The following is a 21,359-nucleotide window of genomic DNA, read 5'->3' on the forward strand; positions in this document are numbered from 1 at the left end:
ACCATTTCCGGGCTCAGGGGCATCCCTTCGCCAAGGCGATCCGCCGCGATCCGGTGGTGGACGATACCGCCCACGTGATGGACGTGACCTTCACGATCGATCCGGGCCCGATCGCGCGTCTCGGGCCGGTTTCCGTCAGCGGAGCCCCCGGCATCGATCCGGCGACGATCCGCTCGTTCATCTATGCCGAGCCGGGTGACCCGTACTCGCCGCAGGCAGTGGCAGCGATCCGGCGCTCGGTGGCGCGGATCGAGGGCATTGGAGGGGTGCGGGTCCGCGAGGGCACGGCACTCGACGCCGACGGCAACCTTCCACTGTTCGTCGATCTCAGCGAGCGCGAGCGCAACCTCGTGGGGGTGTCGGCGCGCTACTCGACGGTCGATGGGCCGGGCGTGCGCGCCTACTACGCCAACCGCAACCTGTTCGGCGGCGGGGAGACCTTCCGGCTCGATGCGGACATCTACTATCTCGGCCTCGGCAACGATCCGTTCGCGACCCAGCGCAAAATCGCCGGGATCGGCACCAACGGTCTCGGCGGCCGCCTGTCGGCGACCTACGTCCAGCCGGCGCTCTGGGGCAGCCGGAACGACCTTCTCGCCAATGCCTTCGTCACCCGCGAAGTGCAGCAGAGCTATCTGGTGGATGGCGGCGGCGCGTCGGCGGCGATCCGGCACCGCTTCTCCGACACGTTCTCGGCGCAGGTCGGGCTCGACGCGCAGGTCGGCCGGTCGAAGGATGCCCTCGGCACGGTCAATTACCGGCTGATCGGCGTTCCGGCCTCGGTGACCTACGATTCCACCGACAACCTCCTCGATCCGACCCGTGGTGTGCGGGCGATCGCGTCGCTCGCCGTCTATCCCGGCGCGGTCTCGTCGCCCGGAATCGTGGTCGCGAAGGCGCAGGGCTCGACTTATTACGCCCTCGACGCGGAAGCGCGGTACATCCTGGCGGGCCGAGTCGGGTTCGGCTCGGTCGCCGGCGCGCCGCTGAGCGACATCCCGGACAATTTCCGCTTCTTCGCGGGCGGCGGCGGCTCGGTGCGCGGCTATCCCTACCGGACCCTCGGCCCGATCGGGCCTTACAACCTGCCGATCGGCGGCCGCAGCCTGCTGGAAGCCTCGCTGGAGGCCCGCATCAAGGTCACCGACACGATCGGGGTGGTGCCGTTCTTCGACGCAGGCACGGCCTTCGCCTCCGCGGTGCCGGATTTCGGCGAGAAGATCCGGAAATCGGTCGGCATCGGCCTGCGCTACTACACCGGGATCGGCCCGATCCGCGCGGATCTCGCCTTCCCGCTCGACCCCTATAAGGGCGGCCACGTGCGACCGGCCGTCCTGTATCTCAGCCTGGGGCAGGCGTTCTGAATGGCTGTTGTTCACGGGCTGACAGACGCGCGACGGGCCTTCGGCAGGGCTGGGTGCCTGGCCTGCCTCCTGATCGGACTCGCCGTCCTTCTGACCACGGCTGTCACGCTGACGCGCGCCGACGAGGGCGATAAAACAGTACTTGGCGGGCTGCTCTCGCGGGTGCTGTCGACGCCGTCGTCGCGGGTGGCCATCGGCGCTGTGGACGGTGCCCTGTCGTCCGACGCCACGATACGCGACGTCGCGGTGAGCGACCGCGACGGCGTCTGGCTGAAGCTCGACAAGGCGCGGATCGTCTGGCGCCGGCTCGCGCTGCTGTCGGGGCGGCTGGAGGTGGACAGCCTCGAGATCGGGCGTCTCGAAGTGCTGCGCCGCCCGGTGCCCGGCCCGACCCCGCCCGAGGCCAAGCCCGACGGCAAGCTGCTGCCGGACCTGCCCGTGAAGGTCGAGATCAAGGGGTTCAAGCTGGCCGAGCTGGTGCTCGGCGAGGCGGTCGCCGGGCAGCCGGCCCGGCTCTCGGCCGAGGGGCGGGCGCGACTCGGCGCGGCGAGCGAAGGGCTCGACCTGCAGGCCCGGGCGCAGCGCATCGATGCGGCCGGGCGGTTCCTGCTCAGCCTGCTCTACGTGCCGACAGGCGATCGTCTTGATGTGAAGGCGAACCTGATCGAGCCGGCGGGAGGCCTGCTCTCGCGGGCGGCCAACATTCCCGGGGCGCCGCCCATCGACTTCGATCTCGACGGGACGGGGACGCTCGACGCGTGGTCCGCCAAGCTCGACTTCGCCGCCGGGCCGGAGATCGGCGCCAAGGGCGGCGCGAAGATCTCCCGCATCGGTGCCGAGCGCCGGCTCGCCCTCGATCTCGCGGCGCGGATCGAGGGCCTCGTGCCGGGGCCGGCGGCCTCGGTGTTCGCGGGCACGACCAAGCTCGAAGGCGGTCTGGCCTTCGCCGACAGCGGCGCCTTCCGGATCGACCGGTTGGAATTGACCTCCCGCACCGCCCGTCTCGCGGCGGGTGGCAGCCTGTCCAAGGACCGGATCGCCGACCTGACGCTCCAGGCCCGCGCCCTGCCGACCGAAGGCGCGGTCACCCGGGCCGGGGAGGCCGAGATCGGCAAGCTTGTGTTCGACGGCAGCCTGAAAGGCCCGATCACGGGGCCGACGATCCGCGGCAGCCTCGAAGCGGAGGGTCTGCGCAGCCGCGACTCGGCCCTGGAGCACATCGCGGCGCGTCTCGGTGTCGAGCCGCAGGGCGAGGCCGCGACGCAGCGTTTCGCAATCAGCGCGGACGGCACGGTCGAGGGGCTGCGGCTCGCCGATCCGGCCTTGCGCCGGGCCGTCGGCAGCCGCGCACAGCTCACGCTGCGGGCGACCTCCGGCCCGGACGGCGTGGTGGACGTCGCCGCGCTCCGCTTCGACGCCGAAACGGCGCGGGCGACCTATGCCGGGCGCATCGGCCAGAACACGCTGACCGGGACCGTCACCGCCGCCCTGCCGGATCTCGCGGTCTTCTCCGGCATCGCGGGGCGCGGCCTGGCGGGCAGCCTGGACGCCAAGGCGCGGCTCAGCGGCCACGATCCGGCCCGCAAAGCCCTGGCAGCCGATCTCGACCTCACAACGGCGAAGCTCGTCACCGGATTCGCGGCCGCGGACCGCGCCCTGGGACGCGCGCCGAGCCTTCAAGGACGAATCGCGCAATCCTACGACGGCTACGGCTTCGACCATCTGCGCCTGGACGGCACCGGCCTGACCGCGACGCTCCAGGGGGAGGCGACCTCAGCCAAAGCCGATGTGGCCGGCCGGCTCGACCTGAAGAGCCTCGCCGATCTTGACGGGCGTCTGACGGGGCGCGCCGGCATCGATGCGCGGCTCACCGGCTCCCTTGAGCACCCGGACCTCGCGGCGATCCTGACGGCGCCCGCCGCCACGGCCGACGGCAAGCCGATCCGGGACCTGCGGGTCGAAGCAATCCTGAAGGACGCACTTCTGGCTCCGGACGGCAGCCTGCGTCTCGGCGGCGACGTCGCCGGCAAGCCACTCACCGGCGAGGCCCACGTCGCGCACGCCGGTGCCGACTGGGTTGTCGACCGGCTCGCGCTGAATCTCGGCTCCGTCGCGGTAGAGGGAAATGCGCGGGTCGCGGCCGAGACCTGGCTGTCGACCGGTTCGCTGGCGGTGCGGGCCGGCAATCTGGAGGATCTCTCACCGCTGGCGCCGGAGCCGATCGCGGGACGGCTCGATGCCGGCGTGACCCTCACCCGGGACGACGGGCGCCAGGATGCTGTCATCCGGGCGAGCGGGGCCGCCCTGCGCTACGGGACCTATGGCCTGACCCGGCTCGACGCCGATCTCAGGGGCCGCGACCTCCGGGCCCATCCGGTCCTGGACGGGCGCCTTGACGCCGACCGGCTGCTTGCCGCCGGACAGCAGATCGATGCGGTCCGGTTCGCCGCCGTCGCCAACCCGAGCGGCAGCGACGTGACGCTGACCGCCAAGGCCCGCGGGTTCGGACTCGACGCCGCCGCCCGGCTCGTTCCGGCCGAGGAGACGCGCATCGAGATCCAGCGGTTCGCGGCCACCCGCGGCGCTGACCGCTTCGCCCTGAGCGGACCGGCCACGATCACCCTGCGCGACGGCGGCGCGGTGATCGACAATATCGCGATCGCGGCGGGCTCCGGGCAGATCACGGTCGCGGGCCGGGCCGGGCGCGACCTCGATCTGCAGGTGGCGCTTCGCGCGCTGCCGCTCTCGCTCGCCCGGATCGCCGCCCCCGATCTCGCGCTGTCGGGGACTTTGGACGGCGAGGCCGAGCTGCGCGGGCCGGCCGACCGGCCCGAGGGTCGCTACGCGCTCACGATCGCCAAGCTGGTGGCGCCGCAGACCCGGCAGGCCGGCCTGCCGCCGATCGATGCCAGCGCCAAAGGAACCCTGTCGGACGGGAAGGCCAGCGTCGACGGGCGCGTGACGGCCGGGCGCGGCGTCGCCCTGACGGTGGCCGGGACGCTGCCGGTCGAGCCCGGCGGTCCCCTCGACCTGCGCGCCCGCGGGACCCTTGAGGCGGCGCTGGCCAATTCCATGCTCAGCGTCGGCGGCCAGAGCGTTACCGGCCGGGTCGCGATCGACGGCGGCGTCACCGGCACGCTGGCGGCGCCCCGGGCACAGGGCGCGGCGGTGCTGACCGGCGGCAGCTTCACCGACCCGCTCAACGGTATTCGGCTCACCGCAATCGAGGGGCGGGTTACCGGCCAGGGGGACAGCCTCGTGGTCGAGCGGCTCAACGCCGCGACCCGCAACGGCGGCCGGGTCTCGGTCACCGGGCGTGTGGCCCTGCAGCCGGACTTTCCCGGCAGCTTCCACGTCGTGGCCGACAGGGCCGAGCTGGTCTCGGGCCCGCTGATGACGGCCGTGTCGAGCGCCGATCTCACGCTGGCCGGCCCGCTGGTGCGGACGCCGCGCATCGCCGGCCGGGTGAATGTCGTGTCGATCGACGTCGCCGTGCCGGATCGCCTTCCCGCGACCGTTCGGCCTCTGCCGGGCGTGCGCCACGTCAACACCTCGCCGGACGTCCGGGCGCGCCTGGCGCAGCGGGCGGACCGGAAGGCCGCGATCAGCCCGGGGCGGCGTCCGAAGAAGCCCGCCGTGCCGTTCGACGCCACCCTCGACGTGACGGTGGATGCACCGAGCCGCATCTTCGTGCGCGGCCGCGGGATCGACGCGGAGCTCGGAGGTTCGCTGCGGGTCACCGGCACCTCCGCGGCGCCCAACGCCGTCGGCGCCTTCGCGATGCGCCGCGGCCGCCTCGAACTCGTCGGGCAGCGCCTCGATTTCAGCCGCGGCAAGCTGACCTTCGCGGGTAGTCTGACCACGCCCGAACTCGACTTTGCCGCCGAGACCAAGGCCGGCGACGTGACCGCGCGCGTCGCAGTCTCGGGGCCGGCGGACGCACCGCAATTCGCCCTGACCTCCGACCCGGTCCTACCGCAGGACGAGATCCTGTCGCGCCTGCTGTTCAAGAAGGCGGCCGGCGGCCTGTCGCCGTTCCAGGCCCTGCAGCTCGCGCAGGCGGTCGCGCAGCTCTCGGGCGGCGCCGCCGGACCGGACCTGTTCGAGCAGGCGCGCAAGGGCCTTGGACTCGACAGCCTCGACGTCTCGACCGGGGCCAGCGGCGGGCCGGCGCTCGGCGCCTCGCGCTACATCTCGGACCGGGTCAGCGTCGGCGTGAAGGCCGGTGCCAAGCCCGCCGACACGGCGGTCGGCGTCGATTTCGACGTGACGCGGCGGATCAAGCTGAAGGGTGAGGCGGGGAGCGACGGCCGCACCAGCCTCGGCGTCGGCGCCGAATACGAGTGGTAGTCGGCGGCGGACCCACGGAGATCGGCCCGATCGGCGTGGCGGTTCGGGATCGACACGCCCGGTCAATGGTTTAGGTTCAGCGCAAGCGGCCCCGGCAGCCGCGGATCGGGCGGGAAACATCCAGAACGATGGACGAGCTTTTCGAGACGGACGACGACGTCCCGGTGCCGGAGGGCGGGTTCCTCCGGATGCTGCCGATCATCAATCGGCGCGGCCTGCATGCCCGCGCCTCCGCGAAGTTCGTGCAGACCGTCGAGCGCTACCAAGCCGCGGTCACGGTGACCCGGGCGGGCGAGACGGTCGGCGGCCGCTCGATCATGGGCCTGCTGACCCTGGGCGCCGCCATGGGCACCCGCATCGCCGTGACGGCCGTCGGTCAGGATGCCGAGCCGTGCCTCGACGCCATCGAGGCATTGCTCGCCAACCGCTTCGGCGAAGACGAGTAGCGACTTTCAGGTCGCCTTCCCCGGCCAGGTGCACAGATCCGCGACGAGGCAGCGCGGGCAGGCCGGCTTGCGGGCCGTGCAGGTGTCCCGGCCGTGACGGAACAGCCAGACATGCGCGCCGTCCTTGAACCGCTCCGGCACGATCCGGGCGAGTCCGTCGGCGACGGCATCGACGGTGGCGCCCGGCGCCAGCGGTATCCTGTTCGATACGCGGAAGACATGCGTATCGACCGCGATCACCGGCTCATGAAACGCGAAATTCGCCGTCACTTCCGCGCTCTTGCGGCCAATGCCCGGCAGGCGGCGCATCTCCGCGGCGCTGCGCGGGACCGCGCCGCCGAATTCCGACATCAGGGCGGCCGAAAGCTTGACGATGTTGCGCGCCTTGGACGGCCCGAGCCCGACCGGGCGGATGATCTCGGTGATGCGCGCCTCGCCCAGATCCAGCATCCCGGCCGGATCCCGGACTTCGGAAAACAGCACGTCGGCGATGCGGGACACGGTCGGCCCGGTGGATTGGGCCGAGAGCAGCACCGTCACGAGCAGGCGGAACGGGTCGGTCTGGTCGAGCCCGGCCTTTGGATCCGGGTCGGCCTCGGCCAGACGTGCGAGCACGGCCGCGACACGGTCCGCGTCTCCGGTCTCGGGAGGCGAGATCGCCCGGCCGGTGGACGTCCGGCGTGGGGCGGTTGGGAGACCTTGGGTTGTGTGGCGCGCCATGAAGGCGAGCTAGAGCCCCGGCGGGCGCTCCGACAGCCGCACCGCGCGCGGCGGATTGACCGGTCAGACCCTCGCCCGCCGCCAGGGCACGGCGCTCGGCCCGGCGCCGAGATGAAGGGTTCCGGCCACGACCTCGCCGGCCCGGCGCAGGAACTCGACCCGCAACGCGCCGCGGCGGGCAAACAGGCGGCTCACCACCCGGACGAACGAGGCCTCGGCCGGATCCGCGATGATCGGGCGTTTGGCGGTCCGGGCGTCGAGGGTGAGAAAGGTCTCGACCGCATCGCGCACCGCGTCGGGCCCGTTCACCGCGACGATCTCGGATCCAGGCAGCTCCCAGCCCTCGGGCCGGACGCCGACGAGGCTGTCGGCCGGGATCCGCCGCGGCGGTGCCGCGCGGCGCGCCGCGAGGACGGGGCGGAAGGGGACCGGGTTGCGCGCGGGCTCGACCGCTCCCGCGAGGCGGATCGGGCGACGCAGCGCGCCGAGCCGCGCCCGCAGGGCGCGATCCACCGCCTCTGCGGCCGCCGTCTCGACCAGGGCGGCGACCTCCGCCTCGTCCGGCTGCCAGGGCACGGCGCGGCCGCCCAGGACGGGATGGGGCATCGCTAGCGGCACCACGCCGCGCAGCGCTTCAAGACCGGTCTCGGCGTCCCGGTCCCAGGCGAGGGCCACCGCGATCCGGCGCCCGGCCGGACGGTGCTGGGCAAGCGGCAGCAGGTGATCGGGGTCGCGCAGCGGATCGTTGACGGCGTTCCTGACCAGCAGTGCCCGCCAGGCGGAAACGGACGCCGCATCCACGGCACCGGGCCTGCGCAGATCGACCCGCCAGGCCGCGCGGCTTTCCCCGAAGCCGGAAACCGTCTGCGTCGCGGGCGCCGCCCTCTCGAGCAGGCCGCCCTGTATCACGGTGAAGCGTGGCGCCATCGCCTGTCCTGCCTGTCGACGCGTCGTCCCATTTCGGGACGATCCGGCGCTGCGGAAGCGCCATTCGGGTCGATGGTTTCAAGGACGATGCCGCGCGCCGGCTCTCAGAAACCCGACAGCGCGAGGGGATTGTCGGTGAGGGCGGCGGCATCCGGGGCGTCCACACGCGGGCGCCCCAGGAACGCGTCCCACAACTGATGCACGAAGGCCGGATCCAAGTCGCGCAGGATCAGCACGAGCCGGGACGTGTGGTCGGGATCGGGCCAGGCCGGCAGCGTCAGGGGCGCGTGGAACACGTGCTGCACTCCGTGTACCACGATGGGGTGGTCGGGATCGTCGGCGAGCGCGACGATGCCCTTCAGCCGCAGCAGCTTCGGCCCATGGCCTGACCGCAGCAGGTCCATGAACATCTCGAAAGCGGGGCGGGGCACCGGGGCTTCGCTGGTCAGGCACAGGGCCCGGATCGACGCGTCGTGCCGGTTCACGTCGTGCGCGTGAAGATCCGCCTCCGCCAGCGTCGCGTCACCCAGCCACGCCCGGACGTCGGCCGCCTTGCCGTCGAGGCCGAACAGCCCGCCGAGCAGCGCGTCCGCGGGTTCCGCCGGGAGGACGATCGGGGCCGCCGGATTGAGCGCGGCGAGCCGTGCGCGAATCCCGGCCGTATCGCCCGTCAGATCCGCCTTCGTGAGGACGAGCCGGTCGGCGACCGCGGCCTGCCGCACAGCCTCCGGATGGGCGTCGAGGGTCGCCGCCCCCGTGACGGCATCCACCACGGTCACGACGGCCTGAAGCCGGTACCGGAGCACGAGATACGGGTGATAGATCAGCGCGTGCAGGATCGGCGCCGGGTCGGCGAGGCCGGTGGTCTCGATCACCACGCGGCGGAACGGCCGGATCCGGCCGTTGTCGCGCTTGCGCAGCAGATCCTCCAGCGTCGCGATCAGGTCGCCGCGCACCGTGCAGCACAGGCAGCCGGCGCCCAGAAGGATCATGTCCTCGTCGACCGTCTCGATCAGGAGGTGGTCGAGACCGATCTCGCCGAACTCGTTGACGATCACCACCGTGTCGGCGAGCGCGGGGTCACGCAGGAGCCGGTTCAGCAGCGTGGTCTTGCCGGCGCCCAGGAATCCGGTGAGCACGGTGAGCGGGATCGGCTCCGGGCGGCGCGGATCCGGGGCAGGCGCGGGACTGAGTGACATGGGCGTCGAAGTGGGGTCTGCCGGCGCCCGCGGCAACGCGCCGGCGCCGAGCGGCAAGTCCTATTCCTCGGCCGCGGCTTTCTTGGCCGCCGGCTTCTTGGCCGCCGACTTGCCGGTTGACTCCTTGGCAGGCGCCGCCTTGGCCGGCGCTGGCTTGTGCGCGGTGGCCTTCGCGGCCGGCTTCGACAGGCCCTTGCCGGGCTTGGCCTCCGGCATCGACGGCGTCTCGACGGCGGTATAGGCGCTGGCCGCGTGCGGCAGCGGGCGGCCCGCCTTCGCGGCGAGTTTCGGCGCCGGCTTGGCCGTCGTCTTGGCGGCCTCCTTGGCAGCCTCTCGGGCAGCCTGGGCACGCTCCGCCCGCGCCTCGCGGGCCTGCTTGGCCGCCTCGAGGGCGGCGAGACGCTTGGCCTTGGCGGCTTCGAGCTTCGCCGCGCGGGTGTTGGCGGCCGCAGCCTTCTGCTCGGCCTCCTGGCTCTCGAGGATCTGCTGACCCTCGGCCGGATTGCGGCCGATCCAGACGGCGATCGGCTGGAGGGGAGCCCGGGGCGGCAGGCTCCGGGCGCGCAATGCCGGGTTCGAGAAGGCGGCGAGCGCGAGGGCCGGGGAATTGGCCGCCGAGCCGCCGATCAGCTGCGCTGCCGAGCCGGGGGCGCTCAGCGCGCCGGGCCCGTCCTCGATGGCGGGCGGCTTCTTGCCACCGCACACGAAGGGCCGCATGTCCGGCGGCGCCGGCAGCGCCGAGGCCGGCAGCGCCTCGAGGGTTGGGCTGGTCCAGCCCGCGCTCTGGCCGAAGGCGTAGTCGAACAGGTCGGCGGTCTTCACGTCGCGCTCGCGCGGGCTCGGCTGGCCCATCACGATGGTGACGATCCGGCGGCCGTTGCGGGTCGCGGTCGCCACGACGTTGAAGCCGCCCGAACAGATGAAGCCGGTCTTCATCCCGTCGGTGCCGGGATAGCGGCCGAGCAGGCCGTTGTGGTTCGGCATCACGGCGCGGCCGAACTGGATCGCCGAGATCGAGAACAGGTCATGCGAATCCGGGAAGTCGCGGATCAGCGCCCGGGCGAGCACCGCCATGTCACGGGCCGAGGTCCACTGGCGGGGGTCGGGCAGGCCATTGGGATTGTACCAGTGGCTGTCGCGCATGCCGATCCGCACCGCGGTCTCGTTCATCATGGCGGCGAAGGTGTCGATCGAGCCGCCGAGATTCTCGCCGATCGCGTAGGCGATGTCGTTGGCCGACTTCACCATGATGATCTTGAGGGCGTTGTCGAGGGTGAGTTGCGTCCCCGGCTTGAAGCCCATCTTTGAGGGCGGCTCCGCGGCGGCGGCCGCCGAGATGGTGATCATCGAATCGAGCGAGACCTTCCCCTGCCGCACCAGATCGAGGGCGACGTAGGTGGTCATCAGCTTGGTGATGGAGGCCGGGTACCAGGGATCGGTCGGCGCCTGCGCGTAGATCACCTTGCCGGAATCCACGTCGGCCACCAGGATCGGAACCGTGACGGCGTCCGCGGCGCGGATCCCGATCAGGCTCGTGCCGAGGAGACCCGTCAGCGCCGCAAGCCCGACGGACAATCGCCGGAGGAGAGAAGAGGACATTCGAGCCCGACTCGTCAGAGGATCGCCAGGGCCGACGCCGAGGCGTCGGCCTTCCGGCCGCCGGCCGGTTACAGGCACAACCCGGACGGCCGCGTTCGGTCGCCGCGCTGCATCACGGCATGAACGGGTCCACCGTGGCAAGAGCAAGGCGAGACCGCACGGCGGGTCTGCGCGGCGTGGTTGTCGGTGGTCCACAAGCCGTCCACCGCCTATGTGCAAGCGGCGCGTCGCGCAGGACGATGGCTGGGACGACAGTGGCTTACGCGGTCAAGGAGATTTTCCACACCCTTCAGGGCGAGGGCGCCCAGGCGGGGCGCGCGGCGGTGTTCTGCCGGTTCGCCGGCTGCAACCTCTGGTCCGGGCGCGAGGCCGACCGTGCGGCGGCGGCGTGCCGCTTCTGCGACACCGACTTCATCGGCATGGACGGGGAGGGCGGCGGGCGCTTCGCCGACGCGGACGCGCTGGCCGACGCGATCGCCCAGACCTGGGCCGGCGGGCCGGAGAACCACTACGTGGTGTTCACGGGCGGCGAGCCGCTGCTGCAGCTCGACGAGGCTCTGATCGCGGCGGTCCATGCCCGCGGGTTCGAGATCGCGATCGAGACCAACGGCACGCTGCCGGCGCCGCCGGGCATCGACTGGATCTGCGTCAGCCCGAAGGGCGGCAACGCCCTCGCGCAGACCACCGGCCACGAGCTGAAGCTGGTCTACCCGCAGGCGGACGCCGACCCCGCCGACTTCGTCGGCCTCGGCTTCCGCCACCGCTTCCTCCAGCCGATGGACGGGCCGGACCGGGTCGCCAGCACGGAGGCCGCAATTGCTTATTGCCGCCGGGACGCCCGCTGGCGCCTGTCGCTGCAGACCCACAAGATAATCGGCATCCCCTGAGCCGCGCTCACCCGGGCATGGCTCGGCGCTGGGCCCGTGCGGCCCGAAGCGCGGACCGCGCCGCACGTCCGGTAACCGATTGCGGATCGGGCTCGTGCCCGGCCAGCACCGCGCGCCGCAGAGCGGCGAGCGCCGGATCGCCCCAGTCCTCGAGCAGGTGACCGAAGGCGGCGTGACGTTCCGCGTCGAGCGGCACGGGCCGGCCCATCATGTCTCTGCAGGGATGGCCCGGGTGCAGGCTGGCGCACGGCACCCAGCCGGGCGGGATCGGCGCTGTCGCCGCGTGCGTCCGCCGGAGCCGCAACAATCGGGGCAGCACATGGCTGTGCGGCCCCGGGGGCGTCGTCCCGCCCGCCGGTGGGATCGGCGTGTAGACCTCGATCCGCCCGAACCGGGCGACGAATACCCGATGCGGGCTCAGAGCCGCCAGGGCAGCGCGGAGCGTGTCGCCCGCGGCAAGGAGCGGACGACCGCTTCCGGCCCGGAGGCGATCGATGGCCGCCGGTTCGGCCACGCGCACGCAGGCATCCACCGCCTCGAGGCCCAACCCGAGATCGAACAGGATGCCCGCGCGATCCTGCGGCCGCGCAGCCGCCGCGTCGGGTCCGAGCTCGGTCAGGACGGTGCGTCGGCCCATCGCACAGGCGTCCCTCGGCAGGCACAAAGCGACCGCCTGGCTCCAGCCGCCCGAGAAGCCGGTCTCGTAGGCGAACGGCCTCAGATCGGCGGACGCGGTCAGCGCCACGGCTCCTCGGCCGGTGACCAGCCCGATCCGATCATCCGCGAGGGTCCGAACCGACTCTCCAGGATCCCGGCAGAAGACCGCGACAGCTCCGTAGCTGCCCAAGCTCCAGGCGCAGGCCGGATCGGCGAGTTGCTCGAGCAGCAAGGCGGGCACGGAATGTCGCGATCCGCCCGTCATCAGCTCTCCTCGCGAACGGCAGCGCATGGACAACGCCTTGACACGGCCGGCGAATGACCGGAAGTCGCGGGCCGATCATCGCGGTTGCGTTCGGCGCGGCGGCTGCACGGCTCGGAGCCGCCGAAGCGGCAGCGTCCGCTGAGCCTCGCGACAGGATCCGCGGGAAGGGCGCTGGCATGGACGTCATCGAGACCGAGATTCCGGACGTGAAGCGCATCGTGGTGAAGCGCTTCGGCGACGCGCGCGGCTGGTTCTCCGAGACGTTCCGGGCCGACGCCCTCGGGCGGGCCGGCATCACCACCGCCTTCGTCCAGGACAATCAGTCCTTCTCGGCGCCGCAGGGGACGATCCGCGGCCTGCACTTCCAGATCGCCCCCCGGGCGCAGGCCAAGCTGATCCGCGTCCTGCAGGGCGCGATCCTCGACGTGGCGGTGGACATCCGCAGCGGCTCGCCGACCTTCGGCAAGTTCGTGGCCGTGACGCTGGATGCCGACAAAGGCGAGCAGCTGTTCATCCCGCACGGCTTCGCGCACGGCTTCTGCACCCTGACCCCCGACGTCATGGTCGCCTACAAGGTCGACGATTACTACAGCCCCGAGCACGACCGGGCCCTCGCCTGGAACGATCCGGAGGTCGGGATCCCGTGGCCGGTCTCGTCCGAGGCGGCGATCCTCTCCGACAAGGACCGCCGCGCCCCGAAGCTCGCCGATCTCGGGCGGGTGTTCTGATATCCGCGGGACGCGGCCGTAATTTGGTCACGCCGGCCGGTCTTCTGCCCCGTCATTCTGTTCAAGACGATTCTTCAAGAGGGTTTTCGCCATGCGCATCCTGGTGACCGGAGGCTGCGGCTTCATCGGCTCGGCGCTGGTGCTGCACCTCGTCAACGACCTCGGCCACGAGGTCTGCACCCTCGACGCGATGACCTACGCGGCCAATCCGGTCTCCCTGGCGCCGCTCGCCGACAACCCGCGCCACCGCCTGGTCGAGGCCGATATCTGCGACCGCGAGGCCGTCCAGAAGGCCTATGCCGACTTCAAGCCGCAGGCGGTGATGCACCTGGCCGCCGAGAGCCATGTCGACCGCTCGATCACCGATCCGGGCGCCTTCGTGCGCACCAACGTCATCGGCACCCAGACCATGCTGGACGGCGCCCGCGGCCACTTTGAGGCCCTGCCGGAGGCCGAGAAGAAGACCTTCCGGTTCCTCCACGTCTCCACCGACGAGGTCTACGGCTCGCTGCCGCCGGACGCGTTCTTCACCGAGGACAGCCGCTACGATCCGCGCTCGCCCTACTCGGCCTCGAAAGCGGCCTCCGACCACCTCGCCCGCGCCTGGCACGAGACCTACGGCCTGCCGGTGCTGGTGACCAACTGCTCGAACAATTACGGGCCGCGGCACTTCCCCGAGAAGCTGATCCCGCTGATGATCCTCAATGCCCTCGAGGGCCGGAAGCTGCCGGTCTACGGCGACGGCCTGAACGAGCGCGACTGGATCCACGTGGAGGATCACGCCAAGGGCCTCGTCGCCGTGCTGGAGCGCGGCCGGATCGGCGAGACCTACCTCCTCGGCGGCCGGGCGGTGCGCAACAACCTCGCGGTGGTGAAAGCGCTGTGCGCCGCCTTCGACCGGCTGCGCCCCGAGAACGCCCCGCACGAGCAGCTGATCAGCTTCGTGGCCGACCGTCCGGGCCACGACCGGCGCTACGCCATCGACTGCACCAAGGCCGAGACCGAGCTCGGCTGGCGCCCGCAGAAGACCTTCGAGCAGGCGCTGGAGGCGACGGTCGCCTGGTACCTCGACAACGAGAGCTGGTGGCGCCCGATCCGCGAGGGCCGGTACAAGGGCGAGCGCCTGGGGCTCAACGGCTGATGGACATCCTCGTCCTCGGCGGCGCCGGCGAGGTCGGCACCGAGCTGCAGGCGCTGTCCTGGCCCGGCGACGTGTCCGTGCACGCGCCCGGCCGCGCGGATCTCGACATCACCGACGCAGACACCGTCGCGGCGGCGCTGGCGGCCCGGGACTATCGGGTCGTGATCAACACCGCCGCCTACACGGCCGTCGACAAGGCCGAGTCCGACGTGGTCGCGGCGTGGCGCCTCAACGCGCTCGCGCCGGCGATCCTGGCGGCCGCCACGGCGGCGCGGCAGATCCCGCTTGTCCACGTCTCGACCGACTACGTGTTCGCCGGCACCAAGACCGACGGGGCCTACGCGCCGGACGACGCCATCGACCCGCAGAGCGTCTACGGGGCCAGCAAGGCCGCGGGCGAGCTGGCGGTGCGGACCGGCAACCCGCGCCACGCGATCGTCCGGACCGCCTGGGTGGTGAGCCCGCACCGGGGCAACTTCGTCAAGACGATCCTGCGGCTCGCGGCCGAGCGCGACGCCCTGACCGTGGTCGGCGACCAGCACGGCTGCCCGACCTCCGCCGCCGACCTCGCGGCCGCGCTGGCGGTGATCGCGCTGCGCCTGGCCACCGATGCGGCGGCGCCCACCGGCACGTTCCACTGCGTGAACGCGGGCGACACCACGTGGCGCGGCTTCGCCGAGGCGATCGTGGCGGGCTCGGCCCGCCGCGGCGGCCGCGCGGTGCCGGTCAAGGGTATCCCGACCTCCGCCTACCCGACGCCGGCCCGGCGGCCGGCCAATTCGCGCCTGTCCACCGACAGCCTCACGGACGCCTACGGCATCGCGCCGCGGCCCTGGCAGGCGGCGCTCGACGACATCCTGGACCGGCTCGTCGGGCCGGTCTCAGAGGGAGTTTCCAAGCCATGAAGGGCATCGTTCTGGCCGGCGGCTCCGGCACGCGGCTGCACCCGGCCACGCTGTCGATCAACAAGCAGCTGCTGCCGGTCTACGACAAGCCGATGATCTACTATCCGGTCTCGGTGCTGATGCTGGCCGGCATCCGCGAGATCCTGATCATCTCCTCGCCCGAGCACCTCGACAATTACAAGCGGCTGTTCGGCACCGGCGAGCAGTTCGGGCTTCAGTTCTCCTACGCGCTGCAGCCGCGGCCGGAGGGGCTCGCGCAGGCGTTCGTCATCGGGCGCGACTTTGTCGGCGACGACGACGTGGCGCTGATTCTCGGCGACAACCTGTTCTTCGGCGCCGGCATGGGCGAGCTTCTGGAGCGCGCCGCCGCCCGCCGGCAGGGCGCGACGGTGTTCGCCTACCACGTCGACAACCCGCAGGCCTACGGCGTGGTCAACCTCGACAAGTCGGGCCGCCCGACCAAGATCGTCGAGAAGCCGCAGAACCCGGAATCGACCTGGGCGGTCACGGGCCTGTACTTCTACGACAACCAGGTGCTCGACATCGCCGCCGACGTGAAGCCCTCGCCGCGTGGCGAGTTGGAGATCACGAGCGTCAACGAGGCCTATCTCCAGCGCGGCCAGCTTCATGTCGAGCGGATGTCGCGCGGCTACGCGTGGCTCGATACCGGGACCCACGACAGCCTGCTGGAGGCGAGCGAGTTCGTCCGCACCCTGCAGCACCGCCAGGGCCTCCAGGTCGCCTGCCTGGAGGAGATCGCCTACCTGCAGAAGTTCATCACCCGCGACCAGCTCGTGGCCCGCGGCGAGATGTTCGCCAAGACCGCCTACGGCCAGAACCTGCTGCGGCTCGCCCGCGAGAGCGAGGACGACCTGCGCCTGCGCCGGGGCAAGTAGCGGTCCGACCGACGGTCGACAGTCCGGGCCGGGTCACCGGGCGTTGCAGCCGATGCAGATCCCGCGCATCAGCCGGTCGTTCTGAACCTCGCGCCTCGTCCGGTCGCGCCTGGCGGTCGGCGTGGCCGCCCCGGCGCCGCGGCTCGGCGGCATGACGCGACCGACCGACGAGGTGTTCGGCGCGGCTGCCGTCGAGGCGGGACCACGGCCCGTGCCGGTCTGAGACTGGGCCGTGTCGAGGGCCGACATCAGGACCAGAGCGAGGATCGAGGGACCGAGGATCGTGATCGGGCGGGTCATCGTGCGAAGGGCTCCGTGCCGGAGCGTAACGCGACCGTGACCGCCGGGTTCGACGCGGCGCACGTCCTCCACCTTCGTCCGCCTTTGCAGACCCGGCGCGGCCCCTTATCAGGGGCCGACAGCCGCCCGTCGACGATCTGAAGAGCCGGAACCTCGGAGCCGCCGCGACGATGCGGGACCCCAACGCGATCGATTTCTGGCGCGGCTTCGCCCTGGTCACGATCTTCATCAATCATATCCCGGGCAATACCTTCGAGCGGTACACCTTCTCGCAGTACGGCATCTCGGACGCGGCCGAGCTGTTCGTCTTCCTGGCGGGCTGGTCGATCGGCATCGCCACGCGTGGGCGCGACGGTGTGCCGGAGCCGCCGGGACGCAGCGTGGTGCGGCTCCTGGCGCGCACCGTCGAGGTCTACCGCGCCCAGCTCACCGTGATGCTGCTGGCGCTCGCGATCATCGCCGGTGCGGCCCTGCTGCTCGACAACCCGCTCATCCTCGAATGGCACAATGCAGGCGGGTTCTTCGCGGACCCGATCCAGTCCGTCTGCGGCATGGCCCTGCTGACCTACCAGCTCGGCTATTTCAACATCCTGCCGCTCTACGTGCTGCTCATCGGCATCGCGCCGGTCTTCGTGCTGGTCGGCCGCTTCAGCCTGATCGCGGCCCTGGCGCTGTCCGGGAGCATCTATCTCGCGAGCCTCGTGTTCGAGTGGAACGTGCCGTCCTGGCCCGGCGAGGGCGACTGGTTCTTCGACCCGCTCTGCTGGCAGCTCCTGCTGGTGCTGGGCTTCGTGCTCCAGGGCTGGAACCTGCGCTCCGACGCCCTGCGCCGCTGGTCGCGTCGGCTGTTTCCCGCCGGCATCGCCATCGTGCTCCTCGGGATCGTGCTCGCCGTGACCGAGATCCGCCCCGACCCAATGGTGGTGCCGGAGCCGCGCCTGCTCTTCACCTTCGAGAAAACCTATCTGACGCCGGCCCGACTGGTTCATTTTCTGGGGGTATTGTTAGCGTTTGCACCGCTTTACGCAGTACTGGTCCCGCGAATCGGCCGCATCGCCGGTTATCTCTCCCAGATGGGCCGGAATTCGCTGGCTGTCTTCTCGATGGGCTCAATCCTGAGCCTGATCGGGCAGCTCGTGCGTTTTCAGACCGGCGGCGGCTTGCTGATCGATATGCTGGTCGCCGGCTCGGGCCTCGTGGGGCTGGGGTTTACGGCATGGTTCGTCGAATGGCGCAGCCGCAGCAAGTCGTCACGACCGCGCCCGTGATGCAGGCGTGTCGTCCCGTGTTGCCGCCCCGCACCGCCCTGTTCGGGGCCGCGGCCATCCTGCTGGCAATCCTGGGCGCGCCGGCCGTTGCCCAGCAGCCGGCCGATACCGGATCCGGCGAGCCGGGCCTGTCCATGGAATGCCGCGTCCCGGGTGCGCAGCTCTACACGGCGGCCAAGCTCGGGAGCGTCAAGGCGGCGCTGACGGAGAACCGGCCGATCAAGATCCTGGCGATCGGCGGCAGCGCGGCGCCGGGCGCGTCGGCCTCCTACCCGGCGAAGCTGGAAGCGGCCCTGGAACAGGCGCTTCCGAAGGTCGACGTCGTGATCGACCACCGCGGCCTGCCGGGCGAGATCGCCTCCGGGGCCGCCGAGCGTGTCCGCACCATGGTGGCCGAGGCCGAGCCCGATCTGGTCGTCTGGCAGGTGGGTACGCACGACGCCATCGCCCGCGTCGATGCCGACGCCTTCGCGAGCGCGCTCGACGAGGCGGTCGCCTGGATCCGGTCTCACGGAATCGACGTGGTGCTGGTGGACCCGCTCTACACCGCCAGCATGGCGGCCGACGCGGATTACAACCGGATCGTCGAGGCGGTACGCACCGTCGCGACACAGCAGCAGGTGCCGCTGGTGCGGCGCTACGAGGCCCTCCGGTACTTGTCGCGGCGCGGCGACAAGGGCGAAGGCCATATGCTCGGGCGCCAGTTCCGGCTCAACGATCTCGGCCTGCGGTGCATGGCCGAGCACGTGGCCCTGACGATCGCCACCTCGCTGATGCGGACGGACGTGCCCGCGGAGCCGAAGGCCAATCCGTCGACACAGCCCTTAACCGAGCCGCAACGCGCCCCGGGCTAGACCCGACAACCAGAGGTCGGCGTCCCGCCGGACCCGGGTCCGGCGCGGAGCGCGTAGTGTCAGCCACGGCTCTCCCCGCCCGCGCGATGAGACGCCTCCGCGGATTGCGCAGCGGACCGCAGCGGGCAGCCCTCACGGTCTTCGCCATCCGGGTCGGCTCGGCCGGCTTCGCGTACGGCTCCCAGGTCCTGGCGGCGCGCCTGATGGGGTGGGATGCCTACGGCATCTTCGCCTCCGTCTGGGTCTGGACCGCGATGCTCGGCCATACCCTGACCCTCGGGCTGTCCCAAGGCGCCTGCCGGTTCGTGCCGCGCGATCAGGCGCAGGGCGATCTCGACCGGCGCGCGGCTACATCCGTGCCGGCGCGCTGATGACCGGCGGTGCGGCGCTCGCCGTCGCGGGCCTCGGCGCGGCGCTGCTCATCCTTGAGCCGAACCTGTTCGCGCCGGTCTACCGGGCGCCGATCGCGGTCGCCCTCTGCGTCATGCCGCTCTTCGCGCTTCAGGACTATCTGGAGGGTGTGGCGCGCAGCCAGAACTGGGTCGGTCTCGCCATCGCGCCGCCCTATCTGCTGCGGCAGACCCTGATGATGGCCTGCATGGCCGGCGCCGTCCTCGTCGGCGCGCCGCCGCGCGCGGAAGTCGCGATGGCCTGCATGCTGGCCGCCGCGGCCGCCGCGACGGCGCTGCAGGCCGGCCTCCTCGCCGCACGGCTCCGGAAGGCCCTTCCCGCAGGCCCGCACCGCTACCGCTGGCGGAATTGGCTCGGCGTCAGCCTGCCGATCGCCGCGATCGACCTCGCCAATGCCGGCTTCACCTTCGCCGACGTGATCGTGCTGGGGGCGCTGGTGAGCCCGGCCGAGGTCGGCCTCTATTTCGCGGCGACGCGCATCCAGCAATTCGTCGTGTTCGTGCATTTCGCGATCAGCGCCGCGACGCTGCAGCGCTACAGCGCCGCCCAGGCGCAGGCCAATCGCTTCCTGCTGGCCGAACTGGTCCGGCGCCAGGGACGGACCACGGCGGCCGCGACCTTCGCGGTCGGGGGCGCGATCCTGGCCGCGAGCCCGCTGCTCCTGGCGATGTTCGGCGCGGATCTCGGCGCGAGCGTGCCGATCCTGTGCGTGCTCCTGGCCGGAAGCGTCGCGGCGAGCCTGTTCGGGCCTGGCGAGGATCTACTGACCATGCTGGGCGGCGAGCGCCTCTGCGCGGGCCTCACCGCCGGGACACTGATCGCGGCCGCGGGCCTGTGCCTCGCACTCGTTCCGGCCTTCGGGCCGCTCGGGGCCGCCCTGGCGGTCGCCTTCGCCACGGTCGCGCGGGCTTGGCTTCTCGCCCGCGCCGCCGGGCAGCTTCACGGGCTCCCGACACCCGTCTGGTCGGCGGGAGCGGTCGGATGAGCCCGGTCGCGGCGGCTGCCCAGGGCAGCTTCGGTCTGTCACACGCCTGCGACTGGCCTCCCAATGCGGCCGACTGGGATACCCTGTTCGCCTCCGGCGTCGCGCCGCACCCGCACGTCTCGCGGCACGTGATCGCAGCGCACCGGAGCGCCGGCCTGCTGCCGAAGGACCTGCGATTCGTGACGATCCGGGACGGAGCGAAGCTCGTCGCGGTCCTGCCCTATACGATGACCCGCGATATCACCGGGCTCGGCGGCCGGGTCGCACGGCCCTTCCTGTCCCCGTTCATGACAGCCTCGGCACCGCTGATCGCCGACGGGCCACACCGCGCCGCGCACGCGCAGGCCCTGGTGGACGGCCTCGCGTCCGCGTCCGGCGGGCGGGCCTGGCGATGGCCGTTGCTGCCGATTGAGGACGGCGCCGGACCGGTCATGCTGGCGGCCATGCGGGCCCGCGGCTGGGCGATCGGCACTGTGTCGGCCTTCGATCGTCCCGTCATGGAGCGGCGGGCCGATCACGACGCGTTCCTGGCGGGCCATCCGAACCGCGCGCGGTTCAAGGACCTGCGCCGCCGCGCCCGCCGGCTCGCGGAGGCCGGCACCGTCGCACACGAGAGCGCCGCCTGCGGGGCGGATCTCGACCGCCTCGTCGCGGCGTTCCTCGACCTGGAGCGCGCGGGCTGGAAAGGACAGACCGGCACGGCCATGGCATGCCGGCCGGAGACCGTTGCGCTTGCCCACACCCTGTTCTCCGCGGGATCCGGTCCGGTCGGCGTCCGCGCGGATGCGCTGACCCTCGACGGCCGCCCCATCGCGATCAGCCTCGCCCTTGTCGGTGCCGGCACCGCGACCCTGCTCAAGACAGCCTACGACGAGACCGTCCGCAGCCACGCACCGGGGCTCCTGCTCGAGGCCGAGATCGTGCGCGCCTGTCACAAGACCGGCTTCGCCGATCGGCTCGATTCGGCGACGCTCGAGGGATCGGCCCTGGAAAGCCTCTATCGCGACCGGACGCGGATCGCCGAGATCATCGCCGTGCCGCCCGGCAGCCACGCCCTCTCCCTGGAGCGGCGCCTGCGGATCGCCCGGTTCGAGGCGCAGGCGCGCAGCACGGCCAAGCGCGCCCTCGGGCGGCACTAGGCAGGTCTCAAAGACGGGGCCGAAGGTTCTGCTGGCGCAGTCCGGGTCCGGCCTCTGTTCACCGGCAGTTATCGACCTTCGCGCAAGGTGATGGGCCCCGCCGTCATTCCGGGGCGCCGAAGGCGAGCCCGGAAACCAGACCCGCCGTCGGTGCCAAAGCTTGCCGCGTCGGCGGGTCTGGATTCCGGGCTCCGCTGCGCGGCCCCGGAATGACGGCCCGGGATCGTCTCGGCAGCCCTCTTCTCAGAGCCTTGGTGTCGAGCGCAGAAGCGTTGATCCGCAAGCCCGTGCGGGAAAGGCGGCCGCTCGCGTCTGTCG

At 71.8% G+C, this 21,359-nt stretch carries 17 protein-coding genes and 1 pseudogene (1 of these 18 cut by a window edge); 12 read left to right on the forward strand and 6 right to left on the reverse strand.

Annotation, left to right across the window (positions count from 1 at the left end; translation table 11 throughout):
• From M6G65_RS02100 to M6G65_RS02110, 3 genes are all read left to right on the forward strand, one after another.
• On the forward strand, positions 1-1,364 hold the 3' portion of the coding sequence (locus tag M6G65_RS02100; protein WP_250103504.1) for an autotransporter assembly complex protein TamA. The gene continues 592 nt to the left of window position 1, outside the view; the window shows 1,364 of its 1,956 coding nt (coding positions 593-1,956); the start codon falls outside the window, past its left edge; the stop codon is at positions 1,362-1,364.
• Entirely contained in the window at positions 1,365-5,714 is a 4,350-nt protein-coding gene (locus M6G65_RS02105; protein ID WP_250103505.1) for a translocation/assembly module TamB domain-containing protein, read from the forward strand.
• A gap of 128 nt (positions 5,715-5,842) precedes the next feature.
• The gene (locus M6G65_RS02110) at positions 5,843-6,160 is read left to right on the forward strand and encodes an HPr family phosphocarrier protein (protein ID WP_238196588.1); all 318 of its coding nucleotides are present in this window, start codon (positions 5,843-5,845) and stop codon (positions 6,158-6,160) included.
• Between the two features lie 6 nt (positions 6,161-6,166).
• On the opposite strand, the gene M6G65_RS02115 is transcribed toward M6G65_RS02110, so the two are convergent.
• The 4 genes from M6G65_RS02115 to M6G65_RS02130 all read right to left on the reverse strand — a co-directional run bounded on the left by M6G65_RS02115 (position 6,167) and on the right by M6G65_RS02130 (position 10,605).
• Complete coding sequence (locus M6G65_RS02115; RefSeq protein WP_373323769.1) at positions 6,167-6,880, reverse strand: endonuclease III domain-containing protein; 714 nt, start codon at positions 6,878-6,880, stop codon at positions 6,167-6,169.
• A gap of 63 nt (positions 6,881-6,943) precedes the next feature.
• Positions 6,944-7,807 (reverse strand): GNAT family N-acetyltransferase, encoded by an 864-nt coding sequence (locus M6G65_RS02120; protein ID WP_250103506.1) that lies wholly within the window; start codon positions 7,805-7,807, stop codon positions 6,944-6,946.
• Positions 7,808-7,911: 104 nt separating this feature from the next.
• Positions 7,912-9,006, reverse strand: coding sequence for a CobW family GTP-binding protein (locus tag M6G65_RS02125; protein WP_238196585.1), 1,095 nt, complete (start codon positions 9,004-9,006; stop codon positions 7,912-7,914).
• A 60-nt stretch (positions 9,007-9,066) separates the two neighbouring features.
• The gene (locus M6G65_RS02130; protein ID WP_238196584.1) at positions 9,067-10,605 is read right to left on the reverse strand and encodes a D-alanyl-D-alanine carboxypeptidase family protein; all 1,539 of its coding nucleotides are present in this window, start codon (positions 10,603-10,605) and stop codon (positions 9,067-9,069) included.
• Positions 10,606-10,859: 254 nt separating this feature from the next.
• Between M6G65_RS02130 and queE the strand changes: the two genes are divergently transcribed.
• The gene (queE, locus tag M6G65_RS02135) at positions 10,860-11,492 is read left to right on the forward strand and encodes a 7-carboxy-7-deazaguanine synthase (protein WP_238196600.1); all 633 of its coding nucleotides are present in this window, start codon (positions 10,860-10,862) and stop codon (positions 11,490-11,492) included.
• 7 nt (positions 11,493-11,499) lie between these two features.
• Here queE and M6G65_RS02140 read toward each other — a convergent pair whose 3' ends face one another.
• Complete coding sequence (locus M6G65_RS02140) at positions 11,500-12,414, reverse strand: DUF6925 family protein (protein WP_238196583.1); 915 nt, start codon at positions 12,412-12,414, stop codon at positions 11,500-11,502.
• Positions 12,415-12,590: 176 nt separating this feature from the next.
• Here M6G65_RS02140 and rfbC point away from each other — a divergent pair, with 176 nt between their 5' ends.
• From rfbC to rfbA, 4 genes are all read left to right on the forward strand, one after another.
• On the forward strand, positions 12,591-13,142 hold the full coding sequence (gene rfbC, locus M6G65_RS02145) for a dTDP-4-dehydrorhamnose 3,5-epimerase (protein ID WP_238196582.1): 552 nt from the start codon (positions 12,591-12,593) through the stop codon (positions 13,140-13,142).
• A gap of 91 nt (positions 13,143-13,233) precedes the next feature.
• The gene (gene rfbB / locus M6G65_RS02150) at positions 13,234-14,283 is read left to right on the forward strand and encodes a dTDP-glucose 4,6-dehydratase (protein ID WP_238196581.1); all 1,050 of its coding nucleotides are present in this window, start codon (positions 13,234-13,236) and stop codon (positions 14,281-14,283) included.
• Positions 14,283-15,188, forward strand: a complete 906-nt coding sequence (gene rfbD, locus M6G65_RS02155; protein WP_250103507.1) for a dTDP-4-dehydrorhamnose reductase — start codon at positions 14,283-14,285, stop codon at positions 15,186-15,188. The genes rfbB and rfbD overlap by 1 nt, the downstream gene beginning before the upstream one ends.
• Positions 15,185-16,084 carry a glucose-1-phosphate thymidylyltransferase RfbA gene (rfbA, locus tag M6G65_RS02160; RefSeq protein ID WP_238196579.1) on the forward strand — a complete coding sequence of 300 codons (900 nt, stop codon included), beginning with the start codon at positions 15,185-15,187 and terminating at the stop codon, positions 16,082-16,084. The genes rfbD and rfbA overlap by 4 nt, the downstream gene beginning before the upstream one ends.
• Before the next feature lie 33 nt (positions 16,085-16,117).
• On the opposite strand, the gene M6G65_RS02165 is transcribed toward rfbA, so the two are convergent.
• Complete coding sequence (locus tag M6G65_RS02165) at positions 16,118-16,384, reverse strand: hypothetical protein (protein WP_238196578.1); 267 nt, start codon at positions 16,382-16,384, stop codon at positions 16,118-16,120.
• Positions 16,385-16,554: 170 nt separating this feature from the next.
• On the opposite strand from M6G65_RS02165, the gene M6G65_RS02170 reads away from it, so the two are divergent.
• From M6G65_RS02170 to M6G65_RS02185, 4 genes and pseudogenes are all read left to right on the forward strand, one after another.
• Complete coding sequence (locus M6G65_RS02170; RefSeq protein ID WP_238196577.1) at positions 16,555-17,652, forward strand: OpgC family protein; 1,098 nt, start codon at positions 16,555-16,557, stop codon at positions 17,650-17,652.
• Positions 17,652-18,506: an SGNH/GDSL hydrolase family protein gene (locus tag M6G65_RS02175; RefSeq protein WP_430929567.1), complete on the forward strand. Its 855-nt coding sequence runs from the start codon at positions 17,652-17,654 to the stop codon at positions 18,504-18,506. Before M6G65_RS02170 ends, M6G65_RS02175 begins: the two co-directional genes overlap by 1 nt.
• Positions 18,507-18,562: 56 nt before the next feature.
• Positions 18,563-19,902 (forward strand): annotated as a pseudogene (locus tag M6G65_RS02180) (lipopolysaccharide biosynthesis protein).
• Positions 19,899-21,041 carry a GNAT family N-acetyltransferase gene (locus tag M6G65_RS02185; protein ID WP_238196574.1) on the forward strand — a complete coding sequence of 381 codons (1,143 nt, stop codon included), beginning with the start codon at positions 19,899-19,901 and terminating at the stop codon, positions 21,039-21,041. The pseudogene M6G65_RS02180 and the gene M6G65_RS02185 overlap by 4 nt, the downstream one beginning before the upstream one ends.
• Positions 21,042-21,359 lie beyond the last annotated feature (318 nt).

It is taken from the genome of Methylobacterium tardum (assembly GCF_023546765.1).
Lineage (GTDB): Bacteria > Pseudomonadota > Alphaproteobacteria > Rhizobiales > Beijerinckiaceae > Methylobacterium > Methylobacterium tardum.

Bases quoted from the DNA above. Each gene is read 5' to 3' on its own strand.
- rfbA (WP_238196579.1), top strand. From the start codon at position 15,185: ATGAAGGGCATCGTTCTGGCCGGCGGCTCCGGCACGCGGCTGCACCCG.
- M6G65_RS02115 (WP_373323769.1), bottom strand. From the start codon at position 6,880: ATGGCGCGCCACACAACCCAAGGTCTCCCAACCGCCCCACGCCGGACG.
- M6G65_RS02130 (WP_238196584.1), bottom strand. From the start codon at position 10,605: ATGTCCTCTTCTCTCCTCCGGCGATTGTCCGTCGGGCTTGCGGCGCTG.
- M6G65_RS02140 (WP_238196583.1), bottom strand. From the start codon at position 12,414: ATGACGGGCGGATCGCGACATTCCGTGCCCGCCTTGCTGCTCGAGCAA.
- rfbD (WP_250103507.1), top strand. From the start codon at position 14,283: ATGGACATCCTCGTCCTCGGCGGCGCCGGCGAGGTCGGCACCGAGCTG.
- M6G65_RS02170 (WP_238196577.1), top strand. From the start codon at position 16,555: ATGCGGGACCCCAACGCGATCGATTTCTGGCGCGGCTTCGCCCTGGTC.
- rfbB (WP_238196581.1), top strand. From the start codon at position 13,234: ATGCGCATCCTGGTGACCGGAGGCTGCGGCTTCATCGGCTCGGCGCTG.
- M6G65_RS02105 (WP_250103505.1), top strand. From the start codon at position 1,365: ATGGCTGTTGTTCACGGGCTGACAGACGCGCGACGGGCCTTCGGCAGG.
- M6G65_RS02185 (WP_238196574.1), top strand. From the start codon at position 19,899: ATGAGCCCGGTCGCGGCGGCTGCCCAGGGCAGCTTCGGTCTGTCACAC.
- M6G65_RS02125 (WP_238196585.1), bottom strand. From the start codon at position 9,006: ATGTCACTCAGTCCCGCGCCTGCCCCGGATCCGCGCCGCCCGGAGCCG.
- M6G65_RS02120 (WP_250103506.1), bottom strand. From the start codon at position 7,807: ATGGCGCCACGCTTCACCGTGATACAGGGCGGCCTGCTCGAGAGGGCG.
- M6G65_RS02165 (WP_238196578.1), bottom strand. From the start codon at position 16,384: ATGACCCGCCCGATCACGATCCTCGGTCCCTCGATCCTCGCTCTGGTC.
- M6G65_RS02110 (WP_238196588.1), top strand. From the start codon at position 5,843: ATGGACGAGCTTTTCGAGACGGACGACGACGTCCCGGTGCCGGAGGGC.
- M6G65_RS02175 (WP_430929567.1), top strand. From the start codon at position 17,652: ATGCAGGCGTGTCGTCCCGTGTTGCCGCCCCGCACCGCCCTGTTCGGG.
- rfbC (WP_238196582.1), top strand. From the start codon at position 12,591: ATGGACGTCATCGAGACCGAGATTCCGGACGTGAAGCGCATCGTGGTG.